Origin of the sequence: Caballeronia glebae (genome assembly GCF_001545035.1) — a bacterium.
GTDB lineage: Bacteria > Pseudomonadota > Gammaproteobacteria > Burkholderiales > Burkholderiaceae > Caballeronia > Caballeronia glebae.
This window is the reverse complement of sequence record NZ_FCOJ02000007.1, coordinates 118,149-134,501: the sequence shown is the minus strand read 5'-3', so window position 1 is coordinate 134,501 and position 16,353 is coordinate 118,149. Positions and strand designations below refer to the sequence as shown.

Genomic DNA, 16,353 nt, shown 5'->3' with positions numbered 1-16,353 from the left:
ACGTTTCATGGTGAAGCTGCTGCTGAACAAAAGTCGCCGTGACTATATCGGCGGCCTGCTCTTGCTGATGATCGGGCTCGGCGCGGCCGTGCAGGCCTGGGAGTATCGGGCGGGCACGCTCGTCGACATGGGGCCCGGTTTCTTTCCGATGGCGCTCGGCGTGATTCTCGCGGTCAACGGCGTGGCGCTCATCGTCGCCGCGCGGTTGTCGGCGTCGCCGCCGGAGGAGAAGAAAAATCTGCCGTCGCAATGGCGGGCGTGGATTCACATCCTCGTGGCCATCGGAGCTTTCGTGCTGCTCGGCAAGTACGGCGGGCTCGTGCCGGCCACATTCGCGGTCGTGTTCATCTCGGCCACGGGCGATCGCGACAACTCGTTGAAGAGCGCGTTTGTGCTCGCGGTGTGTATGTGCGTGGTGGCCGTGCTCGTCTTCCGGCTGGCTCTGCAACTTCAGTTTCCGCTTTTCGCGTGGGGGCAAATATGATCGGCCAGGCGCTTTCGGACTTGTGGCAGGGCTTCGGGGTCGCCCTCGAAATGCATAACCTGATGTGGTCGTTCTTCGGCGTGCTGATGGGCAACCTCATCGGCGTGTTGCCGGGCATGGGACCCTTGTCGGCGATCTCGATTCTGCTGCCGCTAACCTATTCGATGCCGCCCGTCGCGGCCATTCTGATGCTCGCGGGCATCTTCTACGGCTCGCAATACGGCGGCGCGATCGGCGCGATTCTGCTGAACCTGCCGTGCCATCCGCCGCACGCGGTCACGTGCCTCGACGGTTATCCGCTCACGCAGCAGGGCAAGGGCGGAACGGCGCTGGGCATAACGATGATCTCGTCGTTCTTCGCCGCGTCGTTCGGCATCATCGTGATGATCTTCGCTTCGCCGCTGCTCGTGCAGGTCGCGTTCAAGCTGGGGCCCGCCGAACTGTTCTCCATCATGCTGCTCGGCCTGCTTGCCGGTGGCACCATGTCGCGCGGTTCGCCGCTCAAGGGCGTGCCGATGACGGTGCTCGGGCTGCTGCTCGGCGTCGTCGGCACCGACGTGAACAGCGGGGTCCCGCGCTTTACGTTCGGACTCTACCCGCTCTCCGACGGCATTCAGCTCGTCGCGCTGGCGCTCGGGCTATTCGGCGTCGCGGAGTTCCTGCGCAACGTGAACCGCATCGAAGCGGCGGCCAGCGGCCTGAAGGTGCGGCTGCGCGACATGCGTCCGAGCAAGGCGGAACTCAAGCAGGCGTTCGCGCCGATGGTGCGCGGCACGCTCATCGGCACGCTGTTCGGCGCGATGCCGGGAACCGGTCCGACCATCACGACGTTCATCGCGTACGCCGTCGAGAAGAAGGTGTCGCGAACGCCGTCGCGATTCGGGCACGGCGCGCTGGAAGGGGTCGCCGCGCCCGAGGCGGCGTCGCACTCGAAGACGCAGGTGGACTTCATCCCGACGATGAGCCTCGGCATTCCCGGCGATCCGGTCATGGCGCTGATCCTCGGCGCGCTGCTGATCAAGGGCGTGCAGCCCGGCCCCATGCTGATCGCGGAACACGCGGATCTCTTCTGGGGACTCGTGGCGAGCTTCTGGGTCGGCAACGTGCTGCTCGTGATCCTGAACGTGCCGCTCATCGGCCTGTGGGTTCGCTTTCTGCGCGTGCCGTATCGATACCTGTATCCCTCGGCGCTGTTTTTTATCGCGGTGGGCGTCTTCAGCACCAACAACAGTCTCTTCGAAGTGGCCGAGGTGCTGGTCTTCGGTGTGGTGGGAGCCGTGCTGCTCGCGCTCGATTTCCCGATTGCGCCGATTCTGCTCGGCTTCGTGCTCGGACCGATGATCGAGGAGAACTTCCGGCGTTCGCTCTTGCTGTCGCACGGCAGCATGTGGATTTTCCTGGAGCACCCGATCAGCGCGGCGTTCGTCGGCGTGTGCGTTCTGCTCGTTCTGGCGCAGATGGCGTTCGGCATGCGCGGGGCGTATCGAAGCAGAAGGCTTCGGCAGCGCTCGGGCGAAGCGCATCCGGGCGTGATGAGCCGTTAGCGTGTCTTGGGCGGACGAGTTCGTTGTCCAGTGACTGATAAATCGGGCAACGAGGTCGGCTTCCGGCATTGGCAACAACGCGGAAGTCAGCCGTGAGTTGAGTACTGCATCATCTTTTGTTTGAGTTCACTTGGCACCGCGACCGTGGAGCGATTTTCGAGCGAAAAGAGCACCACGGTCTGATCGACTTTTGCCCGCACCTCTGCGCCGACGCGAGCCGTCAAGCGCATTTTGATCGAGCTCTTTCCGACTCCCTGGACCTGCAAACCGAATCGCAGGATTTCGCCGTGTTTGCTCGGCGCGATGAACTCGGCCTGAATGCTGACGGTCGGAATGCCGAGCCTTTCCGTTCCAATGAACCGCGCATAAACAACGTCGAGCCCATCATTGAACCAGTCTTCGATAACTTCATGAAAAAGGACGAAGTACTGTGGATAAAAAACGATTCCAGCCGGATCGCAATGCTGGAACCGCACGAACTTGTCGCAATGAAATTCCTTTGCTGCTGTCATGTCGTATAACTCCGTGGTCTACGTAGGCGAGATATTCGACCGTGCTTTCGCGGTGCGAATCGCTTCATCGAAAGAGGCTGCGGTCGCCACATGACGATGATTCACCGTGACGAGCCATCCGTCGTGCGACAGGCACCAGCGAATGTTTCTGCTTTCGAGCAACGCGGAGAACCATCGCCAGACGGAGGCATCCTCGGCGTTAGCGCATGCGGCGGCCAATGCGCGAGCCTGTTGAAGGCTATGGACGTCGATCGTCTCGCTATGCATGAGACAAGATCCGGTCGATGACGAGTTGATTGCCAAGCGAGTTCTCAAGGGGAAATGCAATCGTGTTGCGATGCCCGGTCAACACGGCGTTGAAGTCCTCTACCATCAGTTGATACTGATCCACATTACCGAATTCGAAAGTTTCGATTTCTCCGTTAACGTCGGAACGAATCGTGATTTTCGCGTCGCCGTACACGCCTGGGTTGAAGGGTGCTTCAAGGGAAAGCCAACCCTTCGAGCCGTGGAAGACCATGTGCTGACGCCGCGAAAGTTGAGTGCCGCAGTAGAAGTGCAGGCGAAAGCCGGCGAAGGCCAGATCACAGATTGCGAGCTTGTCCGTGCCGTAGCGAGGGTCGAGAGTGATGTCGGCGTGTACCGAGAGCGGTTCAAGGCCCGTCGCGATACGCGTCGTTACGACCGGATAAACGCCGATGTCTCGCACGCCGCCGCCGCCAAGCGAGAGATCGTTTTTGAGCGCCTTCGGATCGTCGTTGAAGTAGGTGAAGGAACCTTCGACGAGTTCGAGCTTGCCGAGCGTGCCATCCGCGATCCGTTCGCGCACGAACGCCCATTGCGGATGATGCGCGACCATGAATGCTTCACCGCACAAGAGCCCGGTTGCGTCGCGAACTTCGATGAGCTCCCTCAACTGCGCGGCATTCATGGCGATCGGCTTTTCGCACAACACGTGCTTGCCCGCGCGAAGCGCCTTCTTGCACCACTCGAAGTGGCTCGCGGTCGGCAACGGAATATAGATAGCATCGACGGCGTCGCTCGTAAGGACTTCTTCGTAATTCGCATGCGCGGCGGGTATGGCGTGTCGACCCGCAAATGCTGCCGCGCGTGCGCCATCGCGGGCAGCCACGCAGACTACGCGACCATTGCTCGATCGCTGGATCGCCGGCACCACGAATTTGTCGGCGATTTTGGCGGCGCCGAGTACGCCCCATCGGATCTTGTCACGCATCGTGTTTTCCCTGAAGTTCAACACAAGGTTTGCAGGCGATCTGCACAGATGCGAAGTACCTCATCCGGATCGCGACGCCACCAGTTCTCTTTCGAAAATATCTCGACCTCGATCAACCCTTCGTAGCCGGCGCATTCAATGCTTTCCCGCATCGCGGACAAGTCGACGACACCATCGCCCATCATGCCGCGATCGAGCAACATGTCGCGCGTGTCGCGCAGCCAGTCACATGCGTGATAAGCAAGGATACGTTTCGCCTGCCCAGCCGCTGCAATCGAGGCCTGGAGTGCGGGGTCCCACCAGCAGTGATACACGTCGACGGCGACCCCGAGAAAGCCTGAACGATGCGGATCGAGCCTTTCGCACATGTCCAGCGCCTGCGCGAGCGTGTTGAGCACGGCGCGGTCGGCGGCGTACATCGGATGCAAGGGTTCGAGCGCAAGCGGGACGCCGCAATCGCGCGCCGTTTCGAGCAACTCCCCGATCCCGTCGCACACTTGAGCGCGCGCGCCGCTCAGATCGCGGCTGCCCTCCGGCAAACCGCCGACGACCATCACGAAACAGCGCGCCCCGAGCGTCGCGGCGTCGCGCAGCGCGGCCTTGTTCTCGTCGATGTTCGCGGCGAATTGCTCTCGGCTGGTCGCCGGCAGATACGTCGACCGGCAATAACCTGTCACGCTCAGGCCGAGCGCCCGGATTTGCCTTGCTGCGTCGGCGACGTTCGCCTTCTCCACCTCATGACGCCACGGCGCAATGCCGCCGAATCCGGCGCGCGCGATACGATCAATCGTGAGGCTGAGCGGCTCGCGATGTCCGAGCGTCGCGGTGTTGATGGAGCACAGGTCGAGTCTTCCCTTCAGGTTTCTCATGATTGTCCAAAGTGATATCGAAGACGAGCAGTCCGTGAGCGCCGCCTTCCAGCGCGTCGATGAGCCGTGCGCCGATCGCGCGATGCGTCGGATGCGCGAGATACGCGAAGCATGCGTCGCGGCTCTCGAAGTCCATCATGAAGCCATCGGCGAAGTCCAAGCCGTAGCCTTCCGGGGAGACGTTGGGTCCGCACTGGAAGTTCGTGAACGCGATCCCGGGAATCTCCGCGAGCCGCCGGATCTGCTCGAAGAAGGCGAGGCGACTCGAAGCCGCCACTTCGCTTCGGAATCGGCATAACACGATGTGTCGCACAGGCCCCTTTGAGCTGGTCATGATCAGTCTGCCCAACCAAGCGACGCCATGACCTTGCGCACGCGCGCGATCGCATCTTCCGGGTCGCGTAGCAGGCCAGCCTGATCGGCAAGACGAAAGACATCCGCGAGATAGGCGGGCGGGCGCATGCCGTGGTGGCCGCCGAGCATGAAGAAGTGATCCTGAAAGCCGTTCAAATAAGCGAGAAACACGACCCCGGTCTTGTAGTACTGCGTCGGCGCGCGGAAGATATGGCGCGACAACGGCACGGTCGGCGCGAGCAGTGCATTGAAGGTGTCGAGGTCGTTGGCGGCGAGCGCGTCGAGGGCCTGCGATGCGGCCGGCGCGATCGCATCGAAGATGCCGAGCAGCGCGTGCGAGTAACCCGCGGCGTCGCCCGCAATCAGATCGGGATAGTTGAAATCGTCGCCGGTGTACATCTTCACGGTGGGCGGAAGTTGTCGACGGAACGAGATTTCCTTGGCGTCGTCGAGCAGCGAAATCTTGATGCCGTCGACGTGATCGACGCTCGCGCCAATCACGTCGAGGCAGACCTGCGCCGCGCTTTCATAGTCCGGCACACCCCAGTAGCCCGCGAGTTCAGGATCGAACATCTCACCGAGCCAGTGCAGGATCACCGGCTGATCGCACATCGCCAGTACTTCGCGATAGACGCGGCGATAGTCGTCCGGGGAACGCGCAACGCGAGCGAGTGCGCGACTCGCCATCAGGATGACGCGTCCGCCGACGCGTTGTACGGCTTCCAGCTGCTCCGCGTAGGCGCGGATCACCTGATCGCAGTTCGTGATCGATTGCAGCGCAACGTGATCCGTCCCGCAGCCCGATGCGATCAGCGCGCCGGGGAGATCGCGCGTACCTTCGACCGTGCGCGTGATCAATTCGAGCGCGCTGTGCCACGGCAGACCCATGCCGCGTTGCGCAGTGTCCATCGCTTCGGCAATACCGAGACCCTGCCTGATGAGGTAGCGGCGGTATTCGAGCGTGCGTTCCCAATCGATGGCGGGCGCGGCGTTCAGCTCGCCGGCGCGCAGCGGATCGGCCACAACGTGAGCAGCCGAGTAGGCGATGCGGTTGAAGGGCCGTGCAGGCGCGCGAACGTCGAGCGGCGTGCCTTGCAGGCTATAGCTGTCCATCGTGCCGAGGGCCGTCGGCAGCTTGATTGTCGGGTTCATATGGGTGGTCAGTATTTGGTTACGAGAAGGCCGCCGTCGACACGAATGGCCTGTCCGACGCTGTAGGGAAGGCCGCCGGTCGCGAGCGTGCGCACGGCGGTCGCGACTTCCCGAGGCGTGCCCCAGCGCTTGATGGCCGTGAGACCCTGTTCCATCTGGGCGTCGTAGCGCGCACGGGAGGGCGCGGTCATTTCGGTTTCGATCAAGCCGGGCTGCACTTCATAAACGCCGACGCCGCTCTCGGCGAGGCGCAGCGCAAACAGCGTGTTCGCCATCGAGAGACCAGCCTTCGACACGCAGTACTCGCCGCGCAAAGGCGAAGCGGCGACCGCGTTCGATGACGTGATCGTGATGACGCTCGGATGAGGCGCGACGCTGGCTTGCGCGCGGGCGAGAAAGTGTCTGGCGAACGTCTGGGTCAGAAAGAACGTGCCGCGCGTATTCACGGCGATGCAGCGATCGAAACTCTCGGGCGTCACGTCGAGCAGATCGCCGCGCGACATCACCGATACGCCCGCGTTGTTCACAAGGCAATCGATCGGGCCACCGAGCCGCGCTTCGATATCGAGCAGCGTGGCCTGATGCGCGCCGATATCGGCGAGATCGGACACGACCGCGATTGCACGCGCGCCGGTCTGTTCGACGTCCGCGACTGCCTGATCGAGCTCGTCGGATGCGACCGCGTCCGTCAACGCGACGTCGAAGCCAGCGCGGCCGAGTTCGACCGCAATCGCCCGCCCGATGCCGCGCCGGCTGCCGGTGACGAGTGCAACAGGGCGGCCGCTCATAACTGCGCTCCATTGGCGATCAGGTCGCGGGCGATGATCGTGCGCTGGATCTGGTTCGTGCCTTCATAGATCTGCGTGATCTTCGCATCGCGATAGAGGCGCTCGACTTCGTAGCCGCGAATGTAGCCGCTGCCGCCGAAAATCTGCACCGCGTTCGCGCTGTGCTTGACCGCCGTGTCGCCGGCGAAGCACTTCGCCATCGAGCAGGCGATGCTCGCGCGGTCGCCGGCTTCGAGTCGTTCGGCCGCGTCGCGCACGAGCAGGCGCGCGGCCTGAATGTCCTTCGCCATGTCGGCGAGCATCCACTGGACCCCCTGGAAATCGGCGATGTGGCTGCCGAACTGCTTGCGGGTCTGCGCATATTCCAGCGCGGCTTCAAGCCCTGCCTGCGCGATCCCGACGGCGAGCGAGGCAATGCCAACGCGGCCCTTGTCGAGGGCGCTCATCATGATGTGAAAGCCGCGACCTTCCTGGCCGAGCAAGGCGTCATACGGGAGCTTCACGCGATCGAAATGCAGCTCGCCCACTTGCGACGCGCGCTGACCCATCTTGTGTTCCTTCGGACCCTTCGACACACCCGGCAGATGACAGTCGACGATGAAAATGCTCATGCCGCGCTTGCCGGCGCTCGGGTCGGTGCGTGCGAGCACGAAGGCGAGATCGGCGACCGGCGCGTTGTGGATCCAGAGCTTCGCGCCGCTGAGTTCCCATCCTTCGGCGGTGCGCGTCGCGGTGGTGCGGATGCCCGACACATCGGTACCCGCATCGGATTCGGTGATGCAGTATGCCGGCCGCAATTCGGCGCGCAGCAGCGGTTCCATGTACTTCGCGCGCTGCTCGTCGGAGCCGTGCGCGCTGAGCAGCGTGCCGACCAGTTCGAGCAGGCCGCACTGGTCCGCCACCGACGCATAGCCGCGCGACAACTCTTCCATCACGAGCGCGTAAGCAGTGACATCGAGCCCGGCGCCGCCGAATTCCTCCGGCACCGTGATGCCGAACAAGCCGAGTTCGCCCATCTGCTTGTAAATCTCCGCCGGGAAGCGCTCCTCGCGATCCAGTTCTTCGGCCAGAGGGCGAATCACTTCCTGCGCGAAACGCCGTGTCGTATCGCGAATCTGTTCGTGGGTTTCCGAGAGTCTCATGCTGTCTCCGTGGGTAATCGTCTTACCTGATTTTTGTGGTGCAACGCGCCGGTTCAGGTAAACCCGAGCGCCACGCAATAGGCCTTGAATTCAGTGATTTCGTGTGCCAACATTCGCTGCATGTAACCATCTGGTGGGTTATTTAAAACCAACGAGTGGCCGCTGTCAATGGGTTTTGCGGCCGATCCGAACGGAGGGAAGTGTGAGCAAATGGACGGCGGCTGCGGATGCGGTCGAGCAAATTTTCGACGGCGCGACGATCGCGCTGGCAGGTTCCGGAGGCGGTTTGCTGGAAGCGGATGCTGTGCTCGCGAAGCTCGAACAGCGTTTCCTCGCGACCGGACATCCGCGTGATCTGACCGTGGTGCATGCACTCGGTATCGGCGACGCAAAGGGCAGCGGATTAGGCCGGTTTGCACACCCGGGCATGGTGAAGCGCGTGATCGGCGGGCACTGGAGTTGGGCGCCTGCGATGCAGAAACTGGCAAGGGAAAATGCCTTCGAAGCCTATAGCTTTCCCGCTGGCGCGATCTCCACGCTGCTGCGGGAAATCGGCGCGGGCCGGCCGGGCCTGGTCACGCACGTGGGCTTGCGCACGTTCGTCGATCCGCGCATCGATGGCGGCAAGATCAACGAGCGCGCGACCGAGGACCTGGTCGAACTGATCGAACTGGATGGGCGCGAATATCTGCGCTACAAGCCGTTCAAGGTGGACTTCGCGATTCTGCGAGGCTCGTCGGCCGATTCGAGCGGCAACGTGACGCTGCGCCGCGAACCCGCCGATCTCGACGTCTACGCCGCCGCGCTCGCGGCGCACAACAGCGACGGCCGCGTGATCGTGCAGGTGAAGGAACGCGAACCCGAAGGCTATGTGCCCGCGCGCCTCGTGCGGATTCCAGGAATTCTCGTCGACACGCTCGTGGAGACGCCCGAACAGGTCCAGTGCGTGGTATCGGACTACGACGCGGCGTTGAGCGGCGAAGCGCTATGCGCAATCGGCGATGGTTTTTACGAGGTGCCGACGGGCATTCGCCGCATCATCGCCGCGCGCGCAGCGATCGAGTTGCATGAGGGGCAGTCGGCGAATTTCGGCTTCGGCATTCCCGGCGGCATCCCGGCTTTGCTCGCGGAACATGGGCGGCTCGGCACGTTCTGGGGCTCGGTCGAGCAGGGCATTCACAACGGCGCGATGCTCGACGGTCCGATGTTCGGCACAGCGCGCAACGCCGACGCGATCCTCTCAAGCGTCGATCAGTTCGACTTCTATAGCGGTGGCGGCGTCGATGTCTCGTTCCTCGGGATGGGCGAAATGGACGGCGAGGGCAACATCAACGTGTCGAAGCTCGGTGCGACGGTGGTGGGGCCGGGCGGCTTCATCGACATCACGCAGGGCGCACGCAAGATCGTGTTTTGCGGCAGCTTCGAAGCGAAGGGGCTGGAAGTCGAACAAGCGGGAACGGGTCTGAACATCGTGTCGCCGGGCAGCGTGCCGAAGCTCGTCGAGTGGGTGCAGCACATCACGTTCAGCGGCGAGCAGGCGCGCCGCACCAGTCAGGAAGTGCTGTACGTGACCGAGCGCGCGGTGTTCCGTCTCGAAACCGACGGCGTGCGGCTGATCGAAGTGGCGGAGGGAATCGATGTCGAGCGCGATGTACTGGCTCGCATGGCATTTCGCCCGCTCGTCGATGAAGCATTGCTCGCGCGGACGAAGCCGGGCGCGTCCCCGGCGCAGGAAAAGGTGGCCTGACAACGCGGCGCATGGACGATCCACACTCCCCATGCGCCGCAAATATCAGGGGCGCACGAGCCGCAGGATGGTCTCGATGTTGAAGTCGAGACGGCTTTTCAGGGCGGCTTTGTCCATGAAGTCGATGTCGAAGATCACGCCGCTCGTGAAGCGGTTGGTCAGATAGTAGTAGCCGATTGCAGCCATGGTGATATGCAGTTGCCGTACATCGACGCCGCTTCGAAACACGCCCGCTTCGACGCCGCGATCGAGTATGCCCTGCAACATGGAGATGAAACCCTTGTGCAGATCGTGAAACCGCTGGGACTTCTTGACGTGGCGTGCCTTATGAAGATTCTCGCTGTTCACGAGCGTCATGAACTCGGGGTTTCGCAGGTAGTAGTTCCAGGTATGCGTGGTGAGCGCAACGATGGCGTCCTCGGGCGACAGATGATCGAGATTCAGCTTCAGTTCGGCGGAGCGAATATCGGCGTATGCGTCTTCGAGCACGGCGACGAAGAGCTCTTCCTTGCTGCCGAAATAGTGATAGATCATCCGCTTGTTGGCTTTGGAGCGCGTTGCGATCGCTTCCACGCGAGCGCCGGCGAGACCGAGCTTCGCAAATTCTTTTTTCGCGGCTTCGAGAATGCGAGCGCGCGTGACCTCCGGATCTCGCTGCCGCGGCTGGCGCGCGGGAACTGCTTCGGCGGGCTTCGATGCGCGACTTTGGCGGATTGTTTCAGGGGTCATAGGGTCGTCGAAAGAAGAGGGATCGGGACGTCAATTTCGCCGACGCCATGGCGGTAACTATAAACCAAAAAATAGTTGCCAGGAAGTAACCGGGTGGTGCAGAATGAAGCCTCGTTGGAAGGCAAAGCTGATTTTTGAGATAGTCGATTTGTTTCACGGTATGCCTCTGACTACAAATGAAAAAACGTGATTTCAGTAAGTAACTGTATGGTGTATAGATCGGCTTTGATAAAGGTCGAGCGTGCTGAGTTCGACACACGTTGCTTTTAAGCGCCGACCGCAAAGAATTGCTTATTTGGAGACAGGAATGACGGATTTGAGCGAACTGGCAGCCGCGCTGCGCTTACCCACCCAGCCGGTGCGCACGCCGATGTTCATCGACGGCAAGGATTATGCGGGCGCGAATAGCGAATGGGTGACTCGCAAGAGTCCCGGCCATGGTGTCCCGGTAACGGCAACGACGCGGGCGTCGAGCGCCGACCTGGACCTCGCGGTCGCATCGGCGCGGCGCGCATTCGATGACGGCCGCTGGTCGCGACTCACGGGCGAACAACGCGCGACGGTGCTGCTCAAGGCGGCACGACTGATCCGCGACAACGTCGAAACGCTCGCCTATCTGGAAACGCTCGAAAGTGGCAAGCCCATCGGCCAGTCGCGCGGCGAAGTCACCGCCGCAGCAGGCATCTGGGAATACGCGGCGGGCCTCGCGCGTGTCGTGCACGGCGACTCGCACGACACGCTCGGCCCCGATATGTTCGGGCTGGTCGTGCGGCAGCCGGTTGGCGTGGTGGGCATCGTCACGCCGTGGAATTTTCCGTTCTTCATCCTCTCGGAGCGCCTGCCGTTTGCGCTCGCGGCGGGATGCACGGTGGTCGTCAAGCCCGCGGAACTCACGTCCAGCACGACGCTCAAGCTCGCCGCACTGCTGACCGAGGCGGGCCTGCCCGATGGCGTCGTCAACGTCGTGACGGGGCTCGGCTCCGTGGTCGGTCAGGCGCTCGCGGAACACATGGACGTCGACATGATTTCGTTCACCGGATCGACGCCGGTCGGCCGCTCGGTGCTGGCCGCGGCCGGCGGCAACATGAAGAAGGTCGGGCTGGAACTGGGCGGCAAAAATCCGCAGATCGTTTTCGCCGACGCCGATCTCGACGATGCAGCCGATGCCATCGCTTTCGGCATCGCGTTCAACGCGGGCCAGTGCTGCGTGTCGGGCAGCCGGCTCGTCGTGCATCGCTCGGTCGAAGCGGAACTCGTCGAGCGTGTGCAGGCGGTGCTCGCGAAAGTGCGCGTCGGCGATCCGCTCGATGCGTCGAATCACGTCGGCGCGATTGTCGAGGCGCGTCAGTTCGAGAAGATTCGCGGCTTCATCGACGCCGGCACGCAAGACGGTGCGCAACTCGTCTGCGGTGGCACGACGAGCAGCGAAGGCGAGCGCTTCTTTATCCAGCCGACGGTGTTTCGCAACGTGCAGCCCGGCAGCACGCTCGCGCAGGACGAAATCTTCGGGCCAGTGCTCTCAGTCACCGCGTTCGACACCTTCGATCAGGCGATGCAACTCGCGAACGGCGTGCCTTACGGGCTCGCGGCAAGCATCTGGACGCGCGATCTGCAAGGCGCGTTCAAGAGTCTGCGCGACGTGCAGGCCGGGCGCATCTGGGTGAATTGCACGATCACCGGCGGCCCTGAACTGCCGATCAGCGGCGTCAAGCAATCGGGCATCGGCCGCGAGACGGGGCGCTATGGCGTCGAGGAATACACGGAACTCAAGTCGGTGCATGTCCAACTCGGGAACCGGCCGCGCTGGATCGCGTAAGGCGAATTCACTTCAACGAGAGCGGCCACTAAGAGCCGCACGGAAAGCTTGCCCCGCGCCACGCGGGCGGCGGAACAAAGAATCGGAGACAGCAATGTATGACTTTGTGATCGTGGGCGGTGGCGCGGCGGGATGTGCGCTGGCCGCGCGTCTGAGCGAAGACGCTGGCAGCCGGGTGCTATTGCTCGAAGCCGGTCCCGCCGATACCGACCCCTACATCCATATGCCGGTCGGCTTCTTCAAGATGACAGGCGGGCCGTTGACGTGGGGCTATCGCACGGCGGCGGCGGCGGAAACACAACGCCGGCAGATTCCGTTCGCGCAGGGCCGCGTGCTCGGCGGCGGCGGCTCGATCAATGCGATGGTCTATACCCGCGGCCAGCCGGAAGACTACGACGGCTGGGAGCGCGACGGCTGCACCGGCTGGGGCTTTCGCGACGGCGTGCTGCCATATCTGCGCCGGATGGAAGACAACGAACGCCTGTGCAACGAATATCACGGCGTGGGCGGGCCGCTCGGCGTTTCGGATCTCATCAGCGTCAATGAACTTACCAAGGCCTTCGTGCTGGCTGGCCAGGAAGCGGGCTTGCCCTACAACAGCGATTTCAACGGCGCGCAGCAAGAAGGCGTCGGGGTGTATCAGGTCACGCAGCGTGGCGGACGGCGTTGCAGCGCGGCGGTCGGCTATCTTCGTGAGGCGCGCTCCCGTAGCAACCTGACGGTCAAGACGAACTGTCTGGTGTCGCGCATCGTGATCGAAAACGGACGTGCGGTGGGCGTCGAATTCGCCGATCAGAACGCGCGCTCGAACGTCGAGGTAGCACGGGCCGAGCGCGAGGTGATCGTGACGGCGGGCGCGATCGGGTCGCCCAAGCTGCTGATGCTCTCCGGCATCGGTCGCGCGGTCGATCTCGAACGCGTGGGCGTCAAGCCTTTGCATGGGCTGAACGGCGTTGGAGAGAATCTCCAGGATCATTTCGACATCGATATCGTGTACGAACTCAACGGCCCCTACAGCCTCGACAAGTACGCGAAGAAGCACCTGATGCTGCTCGCCGGCCTCGAATACAAAATCTTCAACAAGGGACCGGTCACGTCGAACATCGCTGAGGGCGGAGCGTTCTGGTATTCGGACAGCAGCGTGCCGACCCCCGACCTGCAGTTCCACTTCCTGCCCGGCGCAGGTGTGGAGGCCGGCGTGCCGCCGGTTCCTTCCGGCTCGGGGTGCACGCTCAACTCCTACTTCCTGCGCCCGAAGAGTCGCGGCAGCGTCACGCTCAACAGCGCCGATCCCGCCGATGCACCCATCATCGATCCTGCGTACATTCGCGACCCGTATGACCTGAAAGTAGCCGTGGAAGGCATTCGTCAAAGCCGCGAAATCATGAGCCAGCACGCGCTCTCCAAGTACATCAAAAGCGAGCATTTCCCCGGAACCACCATGCGCACGCAGGCGCAGTACGAGGAGTATGCGCAGCAATTCGGGCGCACCGGTTATCACCCGGTCGGCACTTGCAAGATGGGTGTCGACGAGATGTCGGTGGTCGATCCGCAATTGCGGGTGCGCGGTATCGAAGGGCTGCGCGTCGCGGATTCCTCGGTGATGCCGCGTATCGTCAGTTCGAACACCAATGCGCCGACGCTGATGATCGCGGAGAAAGCGGCCGACTTGATTCGTGGACGCGTGGCGAACCACGCGCAGGTTGCCGGTCAACTGGCCGGCTATTCGGGGCGGGCGGTGCGCGACGCCACCGCGACAGCCGCGTAAAAGCGGCGCGAGGCGCGCGCCAGGGATCGCCCGGCAATCGAAGCCTCGTTGATACAGTAACTATCTGCATATTTATTCACCGACAAGGGCGCAAGCCCGCTGATTGCAGGAGACACCATGTCCAGACAAGAACACTGCCCGGCCTTTTCACGCCGCGACTTCATCAAGCTCGGCGCGGGTGCGGCGTTTGCCGTGGCCGGCGGCGGTCTCTCGCGCCTTTCGCTCGGCGCGGATCAGACCACGCTCGCCTGTTCCTTCCGCTCGCTCACCAATCCGTATCACGCGGCCTTCAACAAAGGTGCGCAGGCCTTCGCGACGAGCGCGGGCCTGCCGTACGTCCCGCTGACGACCGAAGGAAGCTCGGAGAAGGGCATCGCCGATATTCGTGCGCTGCTGCAAAGGACCAACGGCAACCTCGTGCTCAACGTCGATCCGAACGATTCCGCCGACGCCCGCGTGATCGTCGAAGCGTGCTCGAAGGCGGGCGCTTTCGTCACGACGATCTGGAACAAGCCGAAAGACCTGCATCCGTGGGACCACAACCCGAACTATGTCGCGCATCTTTCCTATGACGGCGTGGCGTACGGCGAGGAAGCCGCGACGCAACTGTTCAAGGCGATGGGCGGCAAGGGCGGCGTCGTCGCGCTCGGCGGCATTTTCAGCAATGTGCCGGCGATCGAACGCAAGGCCGGTCTCGACGCCGCGCTGAAGAAGTTTCCCGACATCCAGTTGCTCGACTTCCAGGTCGCCGACTGGAATTCGCAGAAGGCGTTTCCGATCATGCAGGCCTGGATGACGCGTTTCAACGCGAAGATCAAGGGCGTGTGGGCCGCGAACGACGACATGGCGCTCGGCGCGATCGAGGCGCTGCGCGCGGAAGGTCTCGCGGGCCAGATGCCGGTCACGGGCATGGACGGCACGCCGCCCGGACTCAGCGCGATCAAGGCCGGTGAGTTGATCGCGTCGGTCGACTGGGACCCGTACTGGCTGGGTGGCATAGGCCTGTCGATGGGGCTGCAGGCGAAGCAGAAAAAGGTCGATGTGGCGACGCTGCCGAAGGATCGTCGCGAGTCGTATTGCAAGGCCACGTTCGTGACCAAAGCGAACGTCCAGGACGTCATCAAGCGCGCGAGCGCGCCGAGTGTCGATTGGAACAACCTCTATGCCCGCGTCGCGGGTCCCGTGGTGTATCGATGAACAAGCTGACCGCAGCGCCCACCCGGCAGGCCATGTCCACAAGAACAACCGGGACTCCGATCGTATCGAAGCAAGCACTCGCGCGGCGTTTTGCACCGCTGCTCGTCCTGGTGGCGCTCGGTCTTTGCATCGGCGCGCTGAACCACGACTTCTTCGATCCGATGAACCTGTCGCGGATTGCGGTGGGTGCCGCGATTCCGCTCACCATCGCACTCGGTGCCGCGTTTGTCATTCAACTGGGAAGCATCGATTTGTCGGCTGAAGGGATCGTCGCGGTTGCGGCGATCGCGGTGTCGATGCTGGTCGAGAACTCGTATAACGACAACCACTTCGGCCTCTGGGTGCTGGCGGTGGCCTTGGCCGCTGGCGCGCTGCTGGGCCTCGTCAACGGCGTGCTGCACGTGTTCCTGCGCATTCCTTCCTTCATCACGACGCTGGCGATCGGCTTTGTCGCAACGGGGATCGGGACGGCGTGGCTGTCGGGGAACACGATCCGTGTGAGCGACGCCTCGCTGCGTGCCATCTCGATCACGCGCTATCTGGGCGTGCCGCTGTCCGTCTGGATCGCGGTGGCGATGCTCGGCGTCGCGTGGTTCGTCTACAAGCACACGCTGCTCGGCCGTCACACGCTGGCGATCGGCGGCGGCGAGGATCTGGCGCGATTGAGCGGCGTGCGGGTCTCGCGCGTGCGCATTGCGGTATTCGCGCTGGCCGGGGCTTTCTATGGCGTCGCGGGCATCCTTGCCGTGGCGCAATTCGGGCAGGGCCATGCGCGCATCGCCGACGGTCAGCTCTTCGTTGCAATTACCGCGATCGTCGTGGGCGGAACGTCGCTCGCGGGCGGCAATGGCACCCCGATGAACACGCTCATCGGCACGCTGATCGTGATCGTGCTCGGCAACGGCATGGTGTTGCTCGGTGTTCCGCCCTATGTGCAACAGGGCATCCAGGGCGTGTTGATCATCGCCGCCGTGACGCTCGCGCTGAATCGCTCGCGCCGGCGCATCGTCAAGTGAG

The 16,353-nt window shown here is 63.0% G+C and carries 15 protein-coding genes; 7 read left to right on the top strand and 8 right to left on the bottom strand.

Features of this window, described 5'->3' with window-relative positions; all coding sequences use genetic code 11:
- Positions 1–7 precede the first annotated feature (7 nt).
- Both AWB82_RS07115 and AWB82_RS07110 read left to right on the top strand, forming a co-directional pair.
- Positions 8–484 carry a tripartite tricarboxylate transporter TctB family protein gene (locus AWB82_RS07115; protein WP_086966447.1) on the top strand — a complete coding sequence of 159 codons (477 nt, stop codon included), beginning with the start codon at positions 8–10 and terminating at the stop codon, positions 482–484.
- Positions 481–2,028 carry a tripartite tricarboxylate transporter permease gene (locus AWB82_RS07110; RefSeq protein ID WP_086966446.1) on the top strand — a complete coding sequence of 516 codons (1,548 nt, stop codon included), beginning with the start codon at positions 481–483 and terminating at the stop codon, positions 2,026–2,028. Before AWB82_RS07115 ends, AWB82_RS07110 begins: the two co-directional genes overlap by 4 nt.
- Positions 2,029–2,114: 86 nt before the next feature.
- On the opposite strand, the gene AWB82_RS07105 is transcribed toward AWB82_RS07110, so the two are convergent.
- From AWB82_RS07105 to AWB82_RS07070, 7 genes are all read right to left on the bottom strand, one after another.
- Positions 2,115–2,540: an acyl-CoA thioesterase gene (locus tag AWB82_RS07105; RefSeq protein ID WP_086966445.1), complete on the bottom strand. Its 426-nt coding sequence runs from the start codon at positions 2,538–2,540 to the stop codon at positions 2,115–2,117.
- Between the two features lie 259 nt (positions 2,541–2,799).
- Complete coding sequence (locus tag AWB82_RS07095; RefSeq protein ID WP_086966444.1) at positions 2,800–3,774, bottom strand: Gfo/Idh/MocA family protein; 975 nt, start codon at positions 3,772–3,774, stop codon at positions 2,800–2,802.
- A 17-nt stretch (positions 3,775–3,791) separates the two neighbouring features.
- Positions 3,792–4,643, bottom strand: coding sequence for a sugar phosphate isomerase/epimerase family protein (locus tag AWB82_RS07090; RefSeq protein ID WP_086966443.1), 852 nt, complete (start codon positions 4,641–4,643; stop codon positions 3,792–3,794).
- On the bottom strand, positions 4,558–4,977 hold the full coding sequence (locus AWB82_RS39130; protein WP_086966442.1) for a Dabb family protein: 420 nt from the start codon (positions 4,975–4,977) through the stop codon (positions 4,558–4,560). Before AWB82_RS39130 ends, AWB82_RS07090 begins: the two co-directional genes overlap by 86 nt.
- A 2-nt stretch (positions 4,978–4,979) precedes the next feature.
- On the bottom strand, positions 4,980–6,149 hold the full coding sequence (locus AWB82_RS07080) for a dihydrodipicolinate synthase family protein (RefSeq protein WP_086966441.1): 1,170 nt from the start codon (positions 6,147–6,149) through the stop codon (positions 4,980–4,982).
- 8 nt (positions 6,150–6,157) lie between these two features.
- Positions 6,158–6,937: a 3-ketoacyl-ACP reductase gene (locus AWB82_RS07075; RefSeq protein ID WP_086966440.1), complete on the bottom strand. Its 780-nt coding sequence runs from the start codon at positions 6,935–6,937 to the stop codon at positions 6,158–6,160.
- A complete protein-coding gene (locus AWB82_RS07070) occupies positions 6,934–8,079 on the bottom strand; it encodes an acyl-CoA dehydrogenase family protein (protein WP_086966439.1) in 1,146 nt (381 codons plus the stop codon). The genes AWB82_RS07075 and AWB82_RS07070 overlap by 4 nt, the downstream gene beginning before the upstream one ends.
- A 202-nt stretch (positions 8,080–8,281) precedes the next feature.
- On the opposite strand from AWB82_RS07070, the gene AWB82_RS07065 reads away from it, so the two are divergent.
- Positions 8,282–9,826 (top strand): acyl CoA:acetate/3-ketoacid CoA transferase, encoded by a 1,545-nt coding sequence (locus AWB82_RS07065; RefSeq protein ID WP_086966438.1) that lies wholly within the window; start codon positions 8,282–8,284, stop codon positions 9,824–9,826.
- 45 nt (positions 9,827–9,871) lie between these two features.
- Here AWB82_RS07065 and AWB82_RS07060 read toward each other — a convergent pair whose 3' ends face one another.
- Positions 9,872–10,555, bottom strand: coding sequence for a TetR/AcrR family transcriptional regulator (locus AWB82_RS07060; RefSeq protein WP_086966437.1), 684 nt, complete (start codon positions 10,553–10,555; stop codon positions 9,872–9,874).
- 307 nt (positions 10,556–10,862) lie between these two features.
- Between AWB82_RS07060 and AWB82_RS07055 the strand changes: the two genes are divergently transcribed.
- From AWB82_RS07055 to AWB82_RS07040, 4 genes are all read left to right on the top strand, one after another.
- Positions 10,863–12,371 (top strand): aldehyde dehydrogenase family protein, encoded by a 1,509-nt coding sequence (locus AWB82_RS07055; protein WP_086966436.1) that lies wholly within the window; start codon positions 10,863–10,865, stop codon positions 12,369–12,371.
- Between the two features lie 94 nt (positions 12,372–12,465).
- Positions 12,466–14,139 (top strand): GMC family oxidoreductase, encoded by a 1,674-nt coding sequence (locus AWB82_RS07050; RefSeq protein WP_086966435.1) that lies wholly within the window; start codon positions 12,466–12,468, stop codon positions 14,137–14,139.
- 117 nt (positions 14,140–14,256) lie between these two features.
- Complete coding sequence (locus AWB82_RS07045) at positions 14,257–15,336, top strand: sugar ABC transporter substrate-binding protein (protein ID WP_086966434.1); 1,080 nt, start codon at positions 14,257–14,259, stop codon at positions 15,334–15,336.
- Between the two features lie 32 nt (positions 15,337–15,368).
- The gene (locus AWB82_RS07040) at positions 15,369–16,352 is read left to right on the top strand and encodes an ABC transporter permease (RefSeq protein ID WP_235023204.1); all 984 of its coding nucleotides are present in this window, start codon (positions 15,369–15,371) and stop codon (positions 16,350–16,352) included.
- The last annotated feature ends 1 nt before the right edge of the window (position 16,353 follow it).